At 29.9% G+C, this 16,436-nt stretch carries 19 protein-coding genes and 1 other RNA gene; all 20 read left to right on the forward strand.

The annotated features are described in order from the left end of the window. Positions 1-253 precede the first annotated feature (253 nt). The 20 genes from O3884_RS02775 (at position 254) to trxB (ending at position 16,396) form a co-directional block, all read left to right on the forward strand. Positions 254-1,033, forward strand: a complete 780-nt coding sequence (locus tag O3884_RS02775) for a DUF4037 domain-containing protein (RefSeq protein ID WP_371451474.1) — start codon at positions 254-256, stop codon at positions 1,031-1,033. 266 nt (positions 1,034-1,299) lie between these two features. Continuing rightward, positions 1,300-4,128, forward strand: coding sequence for an excinuclease ABC subunit UvrA (gene uvrA / locus O3884_RS02780; RefSeq protein WP_371451475.1), 2,829 nt, complete (start codon positions 1,300-1,302; stop codon positions 4,126-4,128). Between the two features lie 181 nt (positions 4,129-4,309). Further along, a non-coding RNA gene (ssrS, locus tag O3884_RS02785) (6S RNA) lies at positions 4,310-4,492 on the forward strand. A 68-nt stretch (positions 4,493-4,560) separates the two neighbouring features. After that, positions 4,561-5,328: a tRNA threonylcarbamoyladenosine dehydratase gene (locus tag O3884_RS02790; RefSeq protein ID WP_371451477.1), complete on the forward strand. Its 768-nt coding sequence runs from the start codon at positions 4,561-4,563 to the stop codon at positions 5,326-5,328. A 210-nt stretch (positions 5,329-5,538) separates the two neighbouring features. Next, entirely contained in the window at positions 5,539-5,901 is a 363-nt protein-coding gene (locus tag O3884_RS02795) for a helix-turn-helix domain-containing protein (RefSeq protein ID WP_084812676.1), read from the forward strand. Positions 5,902-6,043: 142 nt separating this feature from the next. Then, on the forward strand, positions 6,044-7,012 hold the full coding sequence (gene comGA / locus O3884_RS02800) for a competence type IV pilus ATPase ComGA (RefSeq protein ID WP_371451598.1): 969 nt from the start codon (positions 6,044-6,046) through the stop codon (positions 7,010-7,012). Then, positions 6,984-8,033 (forward strand): competence type IV pilus assembly protein ComGB, encoded by a 1,050-nt coding sequence (gene comGB, locus O3884_RS02805; RefSeq protein ID WP_371451478.1) that lies wholly within the window; start codon positions 6,984-6,986, stop codon positions 8,031-8,033. Before comGA ends, comGB begins: the two co-directional genes overlap by 29 nt. Before the next feature lie 10 nt (positions 8,034-8,043). Continuing rightward, positions 8,044-8,376 (forward strand): competence type IV pilus major pilin ComGC, encoded by a 333-nt coding sequence (comGC, locus tag O3884_RS02810; RefSeq protein WP_371451479.1) that lies wholly within the window; start codon positions 8,044-8,046, stop codon positions 8,374-8,376. Continuing rightward, on the forward strand, positions 8,351-8,794 hold the full coding sequence (locus O3884_RS02815; protein WP_371451481.1) for a prepilin-type N-terminal cleavage/methylation domain-containing protein: 444 nt from the start codon (positions 8,351-8,353) through the stop codon (positions 8,792-8,794). The genes comGC and O3884_RS02815 overlap by 26 nt, the downstream gene beginning before the upstream one ends. Beyond that, on the forward strand, positions 8,781-9,065 hold the full coding sequence (locus O3884_RS02820; protein WP_371451483.1) for a type II secretion system protein: 285 nt from the start codon (positions 8,781-8,783) through the stop codon (positions 9,063-9,065). The genes O3884_RS02815 and O3884_RS02820 overlap by 14 nt, the downstream gene beginning before the upstream one ends. Then, positions 9,043-9,657: a prepilin-type N-terminal cleavage/methylation domain-containing protein gene (locus tag O3884_RS02825; RefSeq protein ID WP_371451484.1), complete on the forward strand. Its 615-nt coding sequence runs from the start codon at positions 9,043-9,045 to the stop codon at positions 9,655-9,657. Before O3884_RS02820 ends, O3884_RS02825 begins: the two co-directional genes overlap by 23 nt. Before the next feature lie 4 nt (positions 9,658-9,661). Next, entirely contained in the window at positions 9,662-9,853 is a 192-nt protein-coding gene (locus O3884_RS02830; protein ID WP_314090977.1) for a hypothetical protein, read from the forward strand. Positions 9,854-10,171: 318 nt separating this feature from the next. After that, on the forward strand, positions 10,172-10,423 hold the full coding sequence (locus O3884_RS02835; protein ID WP_371451487.1) for a hypothetical protein: 252 nt from the start codon (positions 10,172-10,174) through the stop codon (positions 10,421-10,423). 2 nt (positions 10,424-10,425) lie between these two features. Beyond that, positions 10,426-11,328, forward strand: a complete 903-nt coding sequence (locus O3884_RS02840; RefSeq protein WP_371451488.1) for a YihY/virulence factor BrkB family protein — start codon at positions 10,426-10,428, stop codon at positions 11,326-11,328. A 391-nt stretch (positions 11,329-11,719) separates the two neighbouring features. After that, complete coding sequence (gene msrA, locus O3884_RS02845; RefSeq protein ID WP_294683753.1) at positions 11,720-12,208, forward strand: peptide-methionine (S)-S-oxide reductase MsrA; 489 nt, start codon at positions 11,720-11,722, stop codon at positions 12,206-12,208. 78 nt (positions 12,209-12,286) lie between these two features. Then, positions 12,287-13,213 carry a manganese-dependent inorganic pyrophosphatase gene (locus O3884_RS02850; RefSeq protein WP_371451489.1) on the forward strand — a complete coding sequence of 309 codons (927 nt, stop codon included), beginning with the start codon at positions 12,287-12,289 and terminating at the stop codon, positions 13,211-13,213. 84 nt (positions 13,214-13,297) lie between these two features. Next, the gene (locus O3884_RS02855; RefSeq protein ID WP_371451491.1) at positions 13,298-13,690 is read left to right on the forward strand and encodes a phage holin family protein; all 393 of its coding nucleotides are present in this window, start codon (positions 13,298-13,300) and stop codon (positions 13,688-13,690) included. A gap of 15 nt (positions 13,691-13,705) precedes the next feature. Next, entirely contained in the window at positions 13,706-14,650 is a 945-nt protein-coding gene (gene hprK / locus O3884_RS02860) for an HPr(Ser) kinase/phosphatase (RefSeq protein WP_371451493.1), read from the forward strand. 1 nt (position 14,651) lies between these two features. Continuing rightward, entirely contained in the window at positions 14,652-15,455 is an 804-nt protein-coding gene (gene lgt, locus O3884_RS02865) for a prolipoprotein diacylglyceryl transferase (RefSeq protein WP_371451495.1), read from the forward strand. Between the two features lie 17 nt (positions 15,456-15,472). Further along, a complete protein-coding gene (gene trxB, locus O3884_RS02870; protein WP_371451497.1) occupies positions 15,473-16,396 on the forward strand; it encodes a thioredoxin-disulfide reductase in 924 nt (307 codons plus the stop codon). Positions 16,397-16,436 lie beyond the last annotated feature (40 nt).

Below are 16,436 nucleotides of genomic sequence, written 5' to 3' on the forward strand. Positions count from 1 at the left end.
CAAAAAAGGTTTACTGTTTTTTTTGGGTCTATAATAAATACGGTTGATAATAAATATCAGCCGTATTTATTATAGACCCAGAACCTTTGGGAGGGTGACTCGATAAAACTGATTTCTCAGAAATCACGATTTTTGAGTCACTCCATTTTTTCTTAATATTTAGTAAAAGTTTAAAATATGTATATAAACAAATAAGGATGTATGTTAGAATAATATGTAATAGTAATTATATCGACGTAGGAAGGATAATGAAATGGAAGTATTTAATAGTCTTTGGTTTGAATTTACTAAATTACCAGAAATAACGGCGATAGTATTAGGTGGATCTAGAAGTGGTAATAACTATGACAGAAGTTCTGATTATGACCTATATATTTATTGTGGAAATATACCTAATAAAGATGTAAGAAAATTAATTTTAGGTAAATATTGTTCTTATATTGAGTTAGAAAATCAATTTTGGGAAGTAGAAGATAATTGTATTTTATCTGATGGAATAGATTTAGATATTATTTATAGAAATATAAATGATTTTGAGAATATTATAGAAAATGTTGTTGAAAGACATCAAGCGAGTAACGGATATATAACATGCTTTTTACATAATTTGATAAATAGTAAAATTCTATATGATCCACATAAAGAATTTTATAGAATAAAAGAAAGATTTTCAGTACCATTCTCAAAAGAGTTAAAAGAAAATATTATTTTGAAAAATTTTCGTTTATTAACTGGAAATTTACCATCTTATGATAAGCAGATTTTAAAGGCACTTAATCGAGGGGATCTTGTAAGTGTAAATCACCGTATTTCGGCTTTTATAGAATCATATTTTGATATTATATTTGCAGTAAATGAACTTACTCATCCAGGAGAAAAGAGAATGATAGACTATGCTAAAGAACATGCTAAATTTCTCCCTAAGGATTTTGAAGAGAATATGAATGAATTATTAAGTAGTATAGGTAGTAATATAAATGATGTAGAAAATAATTTGAAAACAATTATAAAAAATTTAGAAGATATTATTTAATCTCTGATATATTATAGGATACTCAATTTTATGCAAGATAAATTTGCTAATCTTTTTTGATCGATTGGCGTATCATTTATTATATTTTGAAAGTTTTGAAATTGTATTTTAGAACTTTCTTTTTTAATATTCATTTGTATTTATGTTATAATAAGAGAGTTGAGAAAAGTTTTATGAGAAAAAAACCATATAAAGGTATTTGAGCACTTAAAGCTTTTACCAAGAAAAATAAAAATTTGATTGTATAGAATCATTTGAGGTAATTTATGCAAAAGAAAAATAAAATTGTAATACAAGGAGCAAGGGAAAATAATCTTAAAAATATAGACTTAGAAATCCCACGTGATCAGTTTGTTGTTATTACTGGATTAAGTGGTAGTGGTAAAAGTTCGCTGGCATTTGATACAATCTATGCTGAAGGACAACGTCGCTATGTGGAAAGTTTAAGTGCATATGCTAGACAGTTCTTAGGTAATCTTGAAAAGCCAGATGTTGATCTTATCGAAGGATTATCACCAGCAATATCAATAAATCAAAAAACGACATCAAAAAATCCTAGATCAACGGTAGCAACAGTAACAGAAATTTACGATTATTTACGTCTACTTTATGCAAGAATAGGAGAAATCTACTGTCCAAATCATCATGAAAAAATTGAGAGTAGTTCAATAAGTCAAATCGTAGATGCTATTATGTTAATGCCTGAACGTAGTAGAATCCAAATAGTAGCACCGATTGTTAAGGATAAAAAAGGTACACATAAAAAATTAATAGATAAACTAATAAAAGATGGATATATTCGATTCAAAATTGATGGAGAATTATACGAAGTTGGAGATATTCCAGAATTAGATAAAAATAAAAAACATTCTATTAGTGTAATTATTGATAGGATAGTTATTAAAGAAGGAATTGAAACACGTTTAGCTGATTCGTTAGAAACATCACTGAACCTTTCTAATAATGATTTAGTAGAAATAGATGATGTTAAAGAAGAAACTACACAATTATTCTCAACTAAGTATAGTTGTAAACATTGTGATTTCACATTAGGAGATTTAGAGCCTCGTATCTTCTCTTTTAATAATCCACAAGGAGCTTGTCCTGAGTGTGATGGTTTGGGGATGCATGAAACGGTAGATGTTAACAAAATTATTCAAAAAGACTTAACAATAAATGAAGGTGCAATATTAGTTTATAATAATGCGACTTCAACATATTATCCAAGTTTAATTAAATGTGCATGTGAACACTTTGGAATTAATATGGATACTCCATTCAAAGACTTAAACAATGAACAACAACAAATTATTTTATACGGAAATAATCATGAAGAAATTACTCATAAATATATTAATGATGAAGGAGTAATGCGTTCACGTATTGTTTATTTTGAAGGAGTAGCGAATAATATTCTTAGACGTTATAAATCAGGCATGACTAGAGCAACTAGAGAAGCTATGGCTAAGTATATTAAAGAAGACTCATGTCGTAGTTGTAAAGGTCAACGATTAAAACCAGAAATCTTATCAGTGTATGTTTCAGAAAAAAATATTGCAGAAGTTTGTGAAATGTCTATTAAAGACAGTTATGAATTTTTCCAGAATATAAAACTAAGTGAAAAAGACTATGCAATAGCTAAATTAGTGCTAAAAGAAATTAAATCAAGATTACAGTTTTTAAATGATGTTGGTTTAGATTATCTAACACTAGATAGATCTTCAGGAACATTATCAGGAGGAGAAGCTCAGCGTATCCGCCTAGCGACTCAAATAGGTTCGAAACTGATGGGGGTAACTTATATTCTTGATGAGCCTTCAATAGGTTTACACCAAAGAGATAATGAAAAACTTATTAATACTATGCTTTCTATGAGAGATTTAGGAAATACAGTATTAGTAGTAGAGCACGATGAGGATACGATGTTAGCTTGTGACTATATAGTTGATATAGGACCTAAAGCAGGTGAACACGGAGGACAAGTAGTTGCTGTTGGAACTCCTGATGAAATAATGGCGAATGAGGATTCGATAACAGGGGCATATTTATCAGGGCGTAAAAAAATACCAGTACCATCAGAAAGAAGAGAAGGTAACGGTGAAAATATCGTTATTAAGAAAGCGAGAAAAAATAATCTAAAGGATGTTAGTGTAAAATTCCCACTTGGAAAATTTATTGGAGTAACGGGGGTTTCAGGTAGTGGTAAATCAACGCTTGTTAATGAAATATTATTTAATTCAGTAAAAAACGTTCTTAATAAAGAAGAAATTGATACAACTGTAGTGAAATCGGTAGAAGGAATTGAAGGGAATATAGATAAGATTATCGATATAGACCAAAGCCCAATAGGAAGAACACCACGAAGTAACCCAGCTACCTATACAGGTGTATTTGATGATATACGAGATTTATACGCAAGCACTAATGAAGCTAAATTACGTGGATACAAAAAAGGACGATTCAGCTTTAATGTAAAAGGTGGTCGTTGCGAAGCTTGTAGTGGGGATGGAATTCTAAAAATTGAGATGCATTTCTTACCTGATGTTTATGTTCCATGTGAAGTATGTAAAGGTAAACGATATAATAGAGAGACATTAGAAGTTAAGTATAAAGGTAAGAGTATCAGTGATGTCTTAGACATGACAATTAAAGAAGCATATGAATTCTTTGAGAATATTCCTAAGATTAAAAACAAACTAGAGACACTTGTTCATGTGGGACTTGACTATATAAGACTAGGTCAAAGTGCAACTACACTTTCAGGAGGAGAGGCTCAAAGGGTTAAACTAGCGAGTGAACTTTACAAAAAATCTACAGGTAAGACTCTGTATATTCTTGATGAACCTACAACAGGTTTACATATTGATGATATTAGTAGATTAATTAAAATCATTGATAAGTTAGTTGATGGTGGAAATACTGTTGTTGTGATTGAGCATAACTTAGATGTTATAAAATGCTGTGACCATTTGATAGATTTAGGTCCAGAAGGTGGAGTAGGTGGAGGAACAATTCTTGCAGAATGTACTCCAGAGAAGTTAACAGAAAATAATGAAAGTTACACAGGGAAGTTTCTGAAAAAACTTTTAAAATAGTAAAAATTTAATAAAGAAAATAAGTATTAAAGAATCGATTATTAAAAATATGTTTAAAAAATATTTTACTTTATGAAAACCTTTTATTTAATAGGGTTTAGAGAAATAAAAACATGTTGATCTACCTGATTATACAAATTTTGAGGTTGTTTTAATAAAGTAAGTGTGGTAAAATATAAATATACAACTAAAGCGCTTGTAAGACTTACCATACATTCGGGCCTAACACTTTTTGAACGGGAACGAGAATCGCTTATTAGTATAAAATGCTTCCTCGAGAAGACTTTAGAACGTAAGGCTATCGTACCCACCTGATTATATCAGGACCAATTCAGGTAAGAATCTACGGCGTTTTGGTTTTTTTAGACTGGTTTAAAGGAGTATCCAGTCTTTTTTAATTTAAAAGAAATAATTAGATATATGGAGATAGAAATGTTACATCAATTTTCGAGAAATGAATTAGTAATAGGAACAGAAGGTTTAGAAATATTAAAAAGTAAAAGAGTTGGGATATTAGGAGTTGGTGGAGTAGGTTCATTCGCTGCAGAGTCACTAGCACGTTCTGGTGTAGGTTCTTTAGTTTTAATGGATAAAGATGATATCGATATAACAAATGTTAATAGACAAATACACGCTACTACTAAAACAGTAGGATGCAGTAAAGTTCAAGAAATGAAGAAAAGAATTTTGGATATTAATCCAGAATGTGAAGTTATTGCTATTCAAGACTTTTATACTGAAGATACGTATCCGGTATTCTATGAGAAACCATTAGACTTTGTTATCGATGCCTGTGACACGGTGACATTTAAAATACATTTAATAAAATATTGTTTAGCAAATAATATTCCAGTTATTAGTGTAATGGGAGCAGCTAATAAACTAGATCCAACAAAATTCCAAATTGCAGATATTAGTAAAACGACAGTATGTCCATTAGCAAAAGTAATAAGAACTAAATTTAAAAAAGAAAAAGTTCGTGGAAAAGTTCCTGTAGTATTTTCTACAGAAAGTCCAACAATTGCCAATAAAGAATATTTAGAAAAAATTGGAAAACAAGACTCAGCTATACGAAAAGCGAAAATACCACCAGCATCTAATGCATTCTGTCCATCTATCGCTGGCCTTATAGCAGCAAATTATGTTTATACTAATTTGTTGAAAAATATAAAAATATTAACTGTTGAAAAACCTATTTAATGAATGAAAACAACGCTAATAAAAGCGTTGTTTTATTTTTTAATATGGTTGACATATCAAAGTTCCTGGTAGTTTTTCTGTAAATATTACACATAATTTGAAAATAATATTTTATATTAGTATGAAAAAAAGGTTCGAAAATTTATAATATAATTTGATTTTTTATAGAAAACGATGTATAATAGTTATAGATGAGAAAGGAGGATTACTTTGAAGAATAAAGGAACATTACTGGCACAAAACTTGAAAAAACTTCGAAAAATGAACAATTACTCTATGTCAACTGTAGCAGATAAACTAGAGTTATCATCTCACGGTGTATATGCGAACTGGGAATACGGACGTAACGAACCAAACGTTGCGACACTAGTATCAATAGCAAAATTATATAACGTTTCTATTGATGAACTGGTAGGTTATAAAACTGAAAAAGGGGAACCAGAAGAGTTGGCAGATACTCACTTTGAAGTAATTGATATGATTAAATCACTCGATAGTGAGGATTGTAAATTAGTAGAAGAAGTTTTGAGAAGATTTAGGGGATATTCTTTTTCGAGAAATATAAATCTATAACATACTCAAATACTTAGGCTATAGAGTTATAATGTAGTAAATTAAATTAATAGTTTTTAAATATAGGCTAAGTGGTAATACTTAGCCTATATTTTTCTTTTCTTGAGAAAAAGGGGTGATAACTATTGATGTAAAAGAATTAATGAACCAAATTATTAACGAAGCAATAGAAAAAAGAGCCAGTGATATCCATATATACCCACATACGTCGGGAAATTCCTTTATACAACTCAGGGTGAACGGTCATCTGAGTAAATATGAACAATTTTCTAATAGGGAGCTAGACGCGATTATCTCGCTTTTAAAATTTAATTCTAATATAGATATTTCAAGGAATAAGGAACCGCAAAGTGGTCGCTTTGTCTATAACTATAACGATAAAGATTATTTTTTGCGTGTGTCCACCTTACCACTAAGTGAATTAAATGAAGGTTGTGTGGTCAGAATATTTATTAATGAATTAGAAGATGTTGAATACAGTATATTTGAAGAGGATAGTCAATATATAAATAATCTTTCAAAAAAAGCTAATGGTCTAATATTATTTTCAGGACCTACAGGAAGCGGTAAATCAACATCACTGTACAAATTAGCAAGTGAGCTTGCAAGAATGAATAAGCAGGTAATTACAGTAGAAGATCCAGTAGAAAAAAAGATTCCTAGCTTAATACAAATGCAAGTAAATGAAAAAGCAGGAATTAACTATGATAACGCCTTAAAATCTATCTTGCGCTGTGATCCGGATGCGATGGTAATTGGAGAAATCCGTGATTATAAGACAGCTAGCCAAGTAATCACATCAGCATTTTCAGGACATTTAGTTTTAAGTACAATTCATGCGGAAGATTCTATTGGAGTAATAAATCGATTAAGAGATTTAAACCTGTCACTAGAAGATATAAAACAAACAGTCATTTGCATTATTTCGCAAAGATTGGTAAATTTAGTAAACGGAAAAAGAGGATTAGTAACCGAAATATTGAAAAAAGAAGATATTCATGAATATATAGATAATAATAGAATACATAAAAACTCTTTAGAGAAAAAGTTTGAATTAGCATGTGAAAGAGGATTAATCACCAATGATGAAAAAGAAAAATGGGGATATTAAAAAAATCCTAGATAAAGAGAATAAAATATATTTTATTAAGCGTCTATATGAGTTGATAAATCATGGATATATGTTAGAAGATTCTTTAGAATTTCTATTAATACAATACGAAGTTGCTGATGATGAAATTAAAAAGATAAAAGAAAAACTCTCTAACGGAAATAAATTATCCGATATATTGGGATATCTTGGTTATTCACAACTAATTATAAGCAAAATAAAATTTGCAGAAGACTATGGTAGAATTGAAGATATGTTACTAGAAGTAGAAACATATCTATCAATACAAAAAATACAACAAGAAAAGATAATAAAAACATTAAGATATCCACTATTTTTAACACTGACATTAATATGCCTTATTATGGTATTTAATGCGCTAGTAATTCCACAATTTGAGAACATCTATACTTCATCTAATATTAAGATGGATCTCCAAACCATTATATTAATCAAATCACTTTATTATATTCCAAAATTCATTTCCATTATAATTTTATTTACCCTTTTAGGTATAAGTTACTTATTTTATACAATTAGATATAAACCAAATCTATTTTTAAAGACCCTATTATATATTCCTAAGATTAGGAACTATTCTAAACTATACTTTTCTTACAGATTTTCTATGGAGCTAAGTTTATTCCTTATGAGTGGATTCTCTTTGAAAACAGCTTTAGAAGTAATGGTCGAAGAAAACTATGATTATTATTTAACAGAATTTGCTAAAGAAATTTTACATGAACTCGATAAAGGTATAAGTTTTGAAGACGCTATTGGAAAAATTAAATACTTTGATAAATCAATTAGAAAATTTGTAAGCCATGGAAGAAATAATGGTTTGATTGATAAAGAATTAAAACTTTTCAGTGAATTGATGTTAGATACCTTTTTAACATCATTAGATAGAACTTTAAAAAAATTACAACCTATTTTATTTGGAATTTTAGCTGTAGTAATAGTTGGACTGTATATGGTAATACTACTTCCAATTTTTAATATGGCAAGTTCATTAAAATAAGGAGGGAATTATGAAAAAAATTATTCAAAAGTTGAAAAATAAAAAAGCGTTTACATTGATTGAGATGTTAATCGTGCTATTTATAATCGCAATTCTATTAATTCTTATAATCCCTAATATTACTAAGAATATAGACACTGCTAAAGATAAAAGTTCAGAAGCTTATGAAAAAACGGTACAATCACAAGTTACAGCTTATGAAATTAATGAAAAAGACAAAGATGTTACATTTGAAAAACTAGTTGAAAAACATTATTTAGATGGCCCTGCAGATAAAGCTAGTACAGCACCTAATGGTAAGAAAATAGTAATAGCAAATGGTAAAGCAACACTTCAAAAATAGAAATGGATTTTCTTTGGTAGAAATGATAGCCGTGTTAATGATAGTTAGTATTATAGTAATAATCTTATCAAGAATCTCTATAAATACTTATGAAAAATATCAGGAGAGATTAGCTGTTAATGAGCTAGTATCAGAAATTTATACTATTCAAACTAAGAGTTTAGGGAAGGATAGATCTTATATCTGTTTCTTTTCAAGTGACGATGAATATGCAGTCTTATATGATGGTCAGAAGTATTGGAAGAAAATACGTAAAAATGGTAAAGCAAAACTTGGAGCAGCTTCTGTGAAATTCGAATATTGGAGAGGAAATCTAATATCTAAAGCGAATACCGTCGATGTAAAGTTTGATAATAGTTTATATCGAATAATTGTTCATTTAGATACAGGTTATGTGACACTAGATGAAATACAATAAGAAAGCTTTCACTTTCGTAGAATTAATAGGAGCCTTGTTTATTTGTTCATTGCTGTTTGTATTTTTAATTCCAAATATGGTAAGGCAATATTCTAATCTTTATAAAATCGAAAAAGAATTAGAGATGAGAGAGATATTGTATGAAGAAATTTGTAGTCACTATAAGGATCAAAGTTTCAGTACTAAGAGAAAGAATTATTACATAAGTGTTAGTGGAAATTCAGCAAAAATTGAGGATGAAGAAACTGGTGAGAAAATCAGTTATAGCTAAATCAAAACAAGGATTCACCTTGTTAGAATTGACTGTATCTTTATTCCTATTAGTAATCCTAACTCTACTACTTATGTTAATATTACAGACTATGATAAACACCTCTAAAAGATTCTTAGATTATTCAAATTATGAATATGCTTTAGCTCATAGAAAAATACTGCAGATATACAATAATAGTGCAAAAGTAACTCAAGAAAAACATTATATTATAATGAAAAGTAAAGATGATTCAGAAGACGTAAGGATAAATTTCAATGATAATCAAATCTACATGGACAAGTTTAAAAATTCTAATGACTTTGCTGGATATATTCTCTTACTGAAACATATCAAGGGGTACACTTTATCAGTTGAGGATGAAACTATACATATACTAATCGTAGATAAAAATAATCACGAACGTGATATGTATCTAAAGATAAAAAATGAAAAAACAGATAAAGAAAAAGCCCAAGAAGAGAAAGAAAAGAAAGAAAAAGATAAAAAAGAAAAAGAAGAGAAGGCAAAGAAAGATAAAGAAAAACACTCTAAGGATAATGTAGAAATAGAAAAAATAAAACCAATTACTAACAATGGGGAAGGAAGTTAGTACGATGAATATAATAAAAGAACATAAAAAAGCAAACGCGATAGTGGCATCCTTACTTGTAACTTTGTTAGTGATAGCGGTTATATTTAGTATTATGGGGATTTACATTAATAAAATGTATACTATAAAAAGTTTAAATGATTATTACGATAAACAAATAACACAGCAGCTAAAAGAAAATAACAAATCTAAATAATAGATAGGCTCATCCTAATTTTAAAGAGAAAATTGGGATGAGTTTATTGTTTTGAATCCTCGATTTTATACGTAGTATTAGGTCGTAACTTCTAAAAATAATAAAGAAAAATTAGTTTTTTAGCAGAAAATCTTCATGAAAAAGGAAATTATAAGATACTGTGTAATTATTTAATGAATGTAGTAAAGAATAATATTTTGTAGCTGATATATTCCATATGAATACAGAAAGATATATTAATTGTTGCTTTGTTTTATCAAATAGTTTAAAATAGTACTATATTGACAAAAATTGAAACTAAATTTAAAGGAGATATTAATGGGTAAGAAATTATTATTAGGTCTTGTAGGTGCTGGAGCACTTGCAGCAGCTACTGTATTTCATAAAAAAGAAAATCTTAGTTCAGAAGAACGTGCTAAAGTAGAAGAAGCTAAAAAGTATTTAGAAGAAAAAGGATATATTGTATCAGAAAAATCTAAGTTTCCTGTTGGAAGTTTAAACTTATTCTCTGTTTCTTCATTACCGATGTACTATAAAGCTGCTAAAACAGTGGCTAAATATATTTTATAGTTATGTTTATACCAGAGAAGAATTATTCATTTTATGAAGATAATCCAAAAGGTAAATTAACTTTTAAGAAATTTGTAAAAGAAATGTATTATCGTCTTATGTATGATGAAATATCATTACTTTCTGCAAATTTAAGTTATTATTTTATCTTATCTTTATTTCCAATGCTAATTGTAGCCTTGGCCTTAACGCCTTATTTTAAAATTGACCAACAATTTTTATTAGAAAAAATTCAAAGCTATGCGCCAGGGGACTTAGGTAATTATCTTTTTGGTATGATTTCAGAAGTATTAAATAATAAGAATAACACGATTATCACAGTGGGGATTGTTTTCACACTTTGGTCAGCATCTAGTGGTATTTATGGGATAATTATAGCATTTAATAATGCATTTAGAGTTCGTGATGGAAGAATTTGGATTGTAACTAAAATAATTAGTGTAATTTTAACAGCATTGTTCTTAGTAGGTATGTTTCTTGCATTAGCTTTAATCGTATTTGGAAAACAACTTACATACATCCTATTCCATAAATTCAATCTGGATGAAGGATTCTATAACTTATGGTCGGTAATAAATTATACACTACCATTACTTTTTATATTCTTTGTCTTCATGTTCTTATATACTATGGGACCTAACTTGAAACTAAAAGCTATTAGTATATTGCCAGGAGCGTTGTTTGCAACATTATCATGGACAATAGTCAGTAAATTATTCGGATACTATATTGATCATTTTTCAAGTTATATTAAAACTTACGGAACAATCGGAGCATTTATGGCATTTATACTTTGGCTATATATTACAGGATATATACTAATTATCGGTGCAGAAATAAATGCCATCTTCCATAATTATAAAGTAGAACACCGAGTATTTGAAGAAACTCATACAACAGAATAAAGAGGGAGTGACTCAAAAATCGTGATTTCGTAGAAATCGATTTTGTCGAGTCACCCTCGCACAGTTTATTAGATATCTAAAAAGCTTTTATAAAGCGAATTTAGATATCAATAAACCACTGCGTTTATGAGTTTTCATATACACCTTGTTAAAATTTAGAATTTTTAGGTCAGCCCCTAGTCAGTAGATATTTTATGATATTAGTATTATCAAATAACAAGCAAGTACAAAATGTGCTTGTTTTTTATTTTTCTTAATGTAGATTGTAAATGTTGTATAATTAATATATGAGTTAATAATCTAAGCAGAAATATATAAAAAGAAAGTGTTTTATAGTATAATTGTAGGTACTTAATTAAGAACATTGATTAAAGATTGAGAGGTTAAAACTATGGAAAAAGAAATATATCTAGCAGGAGGATGTTTCTGGGGAGTGGAAGGTTACTTTGCACAGCTAGATGGAGTAATTGCTACAAAAGTTGGATACAGCAATGGACAAACTGCAGAAACTACTTATCAACAGATTAAAACAACAGACCACGCTGAGGTTATTTACTTAAAATATGATAACTCAGTATTACCACTAAATGATGTACTACGTCACTACTTTAGAATTATTGATCCAGTAAGTATCAATAAACAAGGTGGAGACAGAGGTCGTCAATACAGAACAGGAATTTACTATGTAGACGAAGAAACAAGAGAAGAAGTAGTTAAATTTATCGAGGAACTTCAAAAAAATTATACTAAGAAAATTGCTGTAGAGGTAGAAGCGGTAAACAACTACATTGATGCAGAAGAATATCATCAAAAATACCTTGAAAAGAACCCTACAGGTTATTGCCATGTAGATTTAAGTTTAGCGAAAAAAAGCCTGTAATTTTCAAAATAAGTTTGAAATAATTACTAAAAAAAGGTAAAATATAAGTAAGTATAAATAAAAACAAGGAGTTAGAAAATGACAAACATTTTAATTTTCGGACACAAAAATCCAGATACTGATACAATTTGTTCAAGTATCGTATACAACAACCTAAAAAGAATTCAAGGAATGGATACAGAAGCTGTAAGACTTGGAGAAATCAATGATGAAACTAAATACGCTTTAGAATACTTTAACGTAAGTTTACCACGTTTAGTAGAAGAAGTAGAAGAAGGACAACACGTTATCTTAGTTGACCACAATGAGTTTCAACAATCAGCAAATGGAATTGAGAAAGCTGTTATTCGTGAAGTAATCGATCACCACCGTATCGCAAACTTCGAAACAGCAGCACCATTATATTACCGTGCTGAGCCACTAGGATGTACAGCTACAATCCTTAAAAAAATCTATGAAGAGCAAAATGTTAATATCGATAAACAAATGGCAGGATTAATGTTATCAGCGATTATTTCTGATTCATTATTATTTAAATCTCCAACATGCACTTTACAAGATAAAGTTGCAGCTGAAGAATTAGCAAAACTTGCAGAAGTAGATGCACAAGAATATGGTCTTGCTATGCTTAAAGCTGGAGCATCAACAACTGATAAAACAGCTGAAACTCTAATTTCTTTAGATGCTAAAGAATTCGTTTTAGGAGCAGATAAACTAGTAGTAGCTCAAATTAACACAGTTGATGCTAACGAAGTAGCTGAAAGAAAAGAAGAATTAGTTAAAGCAATTAATGCTGAACTTTCTTCAAAAGGATTAGCAGCATATGTATTTGTAATCACTAATATCTTAACTTCAGATTCAGAAGTATTAGTATTAGGTGAAAAACAAGATAAAGTAGCAGCGGCATTCGGAAAAACTCTAGAAAATGACTTTATGACACTAGAAGGTGTTGTATCACGTAAAAAACAAGTAGTTCCTCAAATTACAGAAGAGTTTTCAAAATAATTATTAAAAAATAGATTTTAAGAAAGTGAGGACAATGGTTTCTCACTTTCTAATTTATATAAAATAGCAATCGAAAGGAAATATATGGATACATTTAAAGCAATATATTTGCCCTTTTTGAAGAAGATTATTGTAAACACACTAGTTGTAATAGCATTTGCAGGTTTAACACAAGGAAAACTAAAAATTGATCATCCAATATATGGTTTCCTTGGAGCCTTGCTGATTACAATATTATTCACATTAGTTAGACCATTATTGCTAGTTACTGTAATAATAACAATATTTAGTTTAGGACTATTTCCATTATTAGTAAGGACTATATTAGTTTATTCAGTTTCTTATATATTGGCACCACATTTTGAGATAGTATCGTTTTGGACAGCAATAGGTTTAGTAATAGCGATTAAAATTTTTAATTTTATATTTAAAACTGAACCAAGAACGATAGTAATAAAAACATTTAAAAAGAAATAAAAAAGGAAATAAATTATGCCAAAAATTACAACAAGAGAGCTTGCTGAAAAATTGAATTTAGAAGTAATTAGCGGTGAAAAAGGATTAGATAGAGAAATCACAACAGACGAATTATCTCGTCCAGCATTGCAACTTGCAGGGTATTTTTCTCACTATTCACCAAAAAGAATTCAAATTCTTGGGACAAGCGAGTTATCATTCTTTAAATTAATTCCGGATGTTGAGAAAAAATCAAGAATGCGTATGTTATGTACGCGTATAACTCCATGTATTATTATTTCACGTGAATTAGAAGTGCCGAAAGAACTGATAGAAGCGGCTAATAAATACGATACACCGGTATTAAGATGTAGACAAGATACTACGAAATTGATGGGGAATATTTCAAATCACCTTCGAAGAGTATTCGCACCTACAACTTCAATTCACGGAGTATTTATTGAAGTTTACGGTATTGGAGTCCTATTAACAGGAGAAAGTGGAATCGGTAAGAGTGAAATAGCGTTAGAACTTATCAAACGTGGTCACCGTCTAGTAGCTGATGATAGAGTAGATATCAGAGAAATAGAAAAAGGATTCTTAATCGGAAGTTGTGAATCTACATTAATCAAGCATTTATTGGAAATTCGTGGATTAGGAATTATTAATGTAATGACATTATTCGGTACAGGGGCAGTACGTAGTGATAAGAGATTACAGTTAAATATTCACTTAGAAACATGGAACGATCAAAAACAATACGATAGAATTGGTTTAGGTAACGAAAGTAAAGAAATTCTGAACTCAAAAATTGAGAAGAAAACAATTCCAGTAAGACCTGGACGAAATGTTGCAATCATTATAGAATCTGCCGCTATGAACTATAGATTAAACCAAATGGGAGTCAACACAGCTAAAGATTTTACATCACGATTAGCAGAAGAAATAAAAAGAAATAATATGAATAATGGGGTGGAATAATATGACATTAGGTTACTTAGATCCAATCGCTTTTCACCTGTTTACAAAACCAGTATATTGGTATGGAATTATTATAGCTACTACTGTTTTTTGTGCTTATTACCTTGCTGATAGGGAAGCTACAAAAAGAGGCTTGAAAAAAGATACAATGCTTGATCTATTGCTAATAGCTTTACCTATAGCATTTATCTTTGCTCGTGCATACTATGTAATATTCAGATGGGAATTTTACAAAGGCGATTTCGCTAGTATGATAGCCATTTGGGATGGTGGAATAGCGATATACGGTGGTTTAATTGGTGGATTTGTAGTGTTATACTTCTTTGCAAGAAGAAGAGGGATAAAAATCATTAAGCTATTAGATATAATAGCACCAAGTTTATTAGTAGGACAAATGCTAGGACGTTGGGGGAACTTTTTCAACCATGAAGCATACGGTGAAGCAGTTAGTCAACAATATCTGCAAGATAGATTTATTCCAAACTTTATTATAGAAAATATGTATATTGATGGAGCTTACCGTCAACCAACATTCCTATATGAGAGTTTATGGTGTTTTATCGCACTTGTAATACTTCTATTAATCAGAAATAAACTAGCACAAAGTGAAGTGTTCGCTGCATACTTAATCTTGTACGGAGTAGAAAGATTTATTGTTGAAGGAATGAGAACAGACTCACTATATCTAGGAAGCTTGAGAGTTTCTCAAGTCCTTTCGCTAGTATTTGTAATAGGAAGTTTGTTATACTTAATAGTGCTTAATACAAAATATAAAGATAAGAAGATTTTGTATAGAGAATCATAAAAGAGAAGGTGGAAAATATGACAGAAAAAATTTATGACCTAATTATCGTAGGAGCAGGACCAGCAGGTATGACTGCTTCAATCTATGCATCACGTGCGAATATGTCAGTATTGATGCTAGAAAGAAAATATCCAGGTGGACAAATGTTATCAACTGAAGAAATTGAGAACTATACTGGATATGAAATGATTACAGGACCAGAGCTATCAGAAAAAATGTTCGAACACTCTAAAAAATTCGGTACAGAATTTGGTTTTGGAAACATAACAGAAGTTGGAGTTAGAGACGGACTTAAATATGTAGTTGCTGGTGAAAAAGAATATGTAGCAAAATCAATCATAATTGCAACAGGTTCAGAACACAAAAACTTAGACGTACCTGGGGAAGAACAGTTTTCAGGAAAAGGAGTAAGTTACTGTGCAGTTTGTGATGGTGCATTCTTTAGAAATAAAGAAGTAGTAGTTATCGGTGGAGGAGATTCAGCAGTAGAAGAAGCTTTATACTTATCTAACTTAGCTGCTAAAGTAACTATCGTTCACAGACGTGATGAACTACGTGCCCAAAAAATTCTACAAGATAGAGCGTTCGCTAAAGAAAATATCGAATTTGTTTGGGATAGTGTTGCATACGAAATTAAAGGTGAAAGAAAAGTTTCTTCAATCGAAATCAGAAATGTTAAAACTGGTGAAGAAAGTTCTATTAAAGCTGATGGAGTATTCATCTATGTTGGTATGTTACCACAAACTCAAGATTTCAGAGATTTAGGAATTACTAATGAAGCTGGATATATCCCAACTAATGAAAAATTAGAAACATCAGTACCAGGTATTTTTGCAGCTGGAGATGTACGTGAAAAAGAAATCCGTCAAGTAATCACAGCAGCATCTGATGGAGCAATAGCAGCACAAAGTGCTTATAGCTTCGTAGAAGGTCTAGAATAATAACAAAAAAGAGAGGTCAATTAAAACCTCTCTTTTTTAA

Source organism: Gemella sp. 20925_1_85, from assembly GCF_041433735.1.
In the GTDB taxonomy this organism is placed as follows: Bacteria; Bacillota; Bacilli; order Staphylococcales; family Gemellaceae; genus Gemella.

Bases quoted from the DNA above. Each gene is read 5' to 3' on its own strand.
- comGC (WP_371451479.1), top strand. From the start codon at position 8,044: ATGAAAAAAATTATTCAAAAGTTGAAAAATAAAAAAGCGTTTACATTG.
- O3884_RS02790 (WP_371451477.1), top strand. From the start codon at position 4,561: ATGTTACATCAATTTTCGAGAAATGAATTAGTAATAGGAACAGAAGGT.
- O3884_RS02820 (WP_371451483.1), top strand. From the start codon at position 8,781: ATGAAATACAATAAGAAAGCTTTCACTTTCGTAGAATTAATAGGAGCC.
- O3884_RS02830 (WP_314090977.1), top strand. From the start codon at position 9,662: ATGAATATAATAAAAGAACATAAAAAAGCAAACGCGATAGTGGCATCC.
- O3884_RS02855 (WP_371451491.1), top strand. From the start codon at position 13,298: ATGGATACATTTAAAGCAATATATTTGCCCTTTTTGAAGAAGATTATT.
- comGA (WP_371451598.1), top strand. From the start codon at position 6,044: ATGAACCAAATTATTAACGAAGCAATAGAAAAAAGAGCCAGTGATATC.
- comGB (WP_371451478.1), top strand. From the start codon at position 6,984: ATGATGAAAAAGAAAAATGGGGATATTAAAAAAATCCTAGATAAAGAG.
- lgt (WP_371451495.1), top strand. From the start codon at position 14,652: ATGACATTAGGTTACTTAGATCCAATCGCTTTTCACCTGTTTACAAAA.
- O3884_RS02815 (WP_371451481.1), top strand. From the start codon at position 8,351: ATGGTAAAGCAACACTTCAAAAATAGAAATGGATTTTCTTTGGTAGAA.
- O3884_RS02840 (WP_371451488.1), top strand. From the start codon at position 10,426: ATGTTTATACCAGAGAAGAATTATTCATTTTATGAAGATAATCCAAAA.
- uvrA (WP_371451475.1), top strand. From the start codon at position 1,300: ATGCAAAAGAAAAATAAAATTGTAATACAAGGAGCAAGGGAAAATAAT.
- msrA (WP_294683753.1), top strand. From the start codon at position 11,720: ATGGAAAAAGAAATATATCTAGCAGGAGGATGTTTCTGGGGAGTGGAA.
- trxB (WP_371451497.1), top strand. From the start codon at position 15,473: ATGACAGAAAAAATTTATGACCTAATTATCGTAGGAGCAGGACCAGCA.
- O3884_RS02850 (WP_371451489.1), top strand. From the start codon at position 12,287: ATGACAAACATTTTAATTTTCGGACACAAAAATCCAGATACTGATACA.
- hprK (WP_371451493.1), top strand. From the start codon at position 13,706: ATGCCAAAAATTACAACAAGAGAGCTTGCTGAAAAATTGAATTTAGAA.
- O3884_RS02835 (WP_371451487.1), top strand. From the start codon at position 10,172: ATGGGTAAGAAATTATTATTAGGTCTTGTAGGTGCTGGAGCACTTGCA.
- O3884_RS02775 (WP_371451474.1), top strand. From the start codon at position 254: ATGGAAGTATTTAATAGTCTTTGGTTTGAATTTACTAAATTACCAGAA.